Origin of the sequence: Liquorilactobacillus vini DSM 20605 (assembly GCF_000255495.1) — a bacterium.
Taxonomy (GTDB): domain Bacteria; phylum Bacillota; class Bacilli; order Lactobacillales; family Lactobacillaceae; genus Liquorilactobacillus; species Liquorilactobacillus vini.
In genome coordinates this window covers 1-2,008 of sequence record NZ_AHYZ01000015.1, presented here as the reverse complement: position 1 = coordinate 2,008, position 2,008 = coordinate 1, and the positions used below count along the sequence as shown (strand labels likewise).

Genomic DNA, 2,008 nt, shown 5'->3' with positions numbered 1-2,008 from the left:
TTTTTTGGTTCTTACAAACTAGCAAACTTTCTTTTTAAGCCTGCCTCATTGCTTGCAAATAAAAACAGCGGCGTATCTGCCTGAAATTTTTGACTAGCCGCCAAATCACCAACATCGTACGGAGTGAAACCTAATTGTCGCATCAGACCAGCAACTTGCAACTTAACTCCGGCATCCCCAGCCAATGGCAAAGCTGTCGGATTACCAGCTAGACCCTTTTGTGACAAATCGTTTAAATTGGCAACTGGTAATGTATTAAAAGCTTTAACCACTCTGGCTCCAGGAAAATGTTTTGCTACTAATTGACTGCTGGCCAGTTGATGTGTCTGAACTTCTTCATAGGCACCATCCCGCCGTGGAAGATAATTGGTTGCATCAACAAGCGCACTATCAGCAAATAACTTGGAGTCTAAATCAAAAACTGCTTTGAACGGAACAGCCAAAATGACTAACTCCTGCTGGGCAACTTGAGCTAAACTGCCAGCTTGAGCTTGCGGCCCTAATTTTTCAATCACCGGCTGTAGTTTAGCCAAACCATGTTTATTAGTCAGTACCACCGAATGACCAGCTTTGATAAACAAACCAGCTAATACTTGAGTTACATGCCCAGCTCCAACAAATCCAATTTTCATTCCTAACACCTCCATAATTAAACACTTCTTTCAGCGCCATTGTACCCTAATTATGTTTTTTTTCCAATTATTCTAATTCAATTAGCATTGATGAAATTGACGCATTTTTTCAGCTAAATGAACTTCATGAACCACAAACTCATGTGTCCGACAAATATAGTCATGTTTACGGCCGATTTTTGCAATGTATCCGTTAATATAATCAACTTCGGTTGGACGATTTTTAGAAAAGTCCTGGTACATAGATGGATAATGATACTTATAAGCATGACTAATTGTTGTGACCGAATCAATCATTTCTTTGCGAGTCTGCAAAAGTTTAATGCCTGCTCGTTCACAGGCATCATAGGCTTCATTTAAAAGTTGAGTTGCCATCGCTGGAACGCCTTCATATTCAATAAATTGTCCCATTTGAACTTCAAACATCGTACATAAAGTATTAACAACGGCATTAAAAACGACCTTTGACATACACATTCCCAGATAATCAGGGGCATAAATTGGATTCAAGGCTGATTGCTTGAAATCAGCCATAATTTGCTTGCTAACTTCAGTTGGTTCACCGCCAACATATTGTGAGATATGCATTTCTTCAGTTCCTTTTGCCCCCATAAAGTCAACATTTGCCGGCCCGTCAAGTCGAGTTGCAATCATGGCTGTTCCACATAAAATATGATCTGGTGCAAAGTACTTTGCAATTTTTTCAAAATGTCCCATACCATTCATGGCTGAAAAAACATATTGATCAGCTGAAAAGATTCCAGCTGCTACATCACGTTTTAATTCCTCAGCTAATTGCATTTGCTTCTTAAAAATAATCCAAACATCTGGATGTCCTTGATATTCTTCGGGATAATAAATATTAATGGGAACGATCTGCCGATTTTGATGATCACGAGCAACTGAAACCCCACCTTGTTCACGGATTTTCTCAACATTTGGTTCCCACGTGTCGATAAAATCAACCGTGAAACCCGCTTCTTGCAACATAACACCATAACGATAGCCCATGGCTCCAGCACCAATAATTCCGTATTTCATTTAAACCACTCCTCGTATTAGTAAAATTCAATTGTTAACTAAAAGCGCCCTTTATTCTGATTTGGGAATAAAGGGCGCTTTTTCGGCACGGTACCACCTTTTTAACTGTTAAACAGCAACTTATACCGTGATAATGGGCGGTAACCATTCAGCCTCAAAAAGCCGATCAGAAACTAACAGAGTCTTTTTTAATACAGTCAACATATCCTCGCAGCCAATCAGATACTCTCTATTTGATCACTGTAGTAATACTTATCTCTACCAGTTAGTCTAACAATTGTTGTTTGCATTCTAATATAAATCTCATTAAGATGTCAAGCTTTTTCGGGAGGAAG

At 39.1% G+C, this 2,008-nt stretch carries 2 protein-coding genes; both read right to left on the bottom strand.

Going from position 1 to position 2,008, the window contains the following annotated elements; genetic code table 11:
• Positions 1-11: 11 nt before the first annotated feature.
• Positions 12-632, bottom strand: coding sequence for an NADPH-dependent F420 reductase (locus ON15_RS00615; RefSeq protein ID WP_010579528.1), 621 nt, complete (start codon positions 630-632; stop codon positions 12-14).
• Positions 633-713: 81 nt separating this feature from the next.
• Entirely contained in the window at positions 714-1,673 is a 960-nt protein-coding gene (locus ON15_RS00610; RefSeq protein WP_010579527.1) for a ketopantoate reductase family protein, read from the bottom strand.
• Positions 1,674-2,008: the final 335 nt, after the last annotated feature.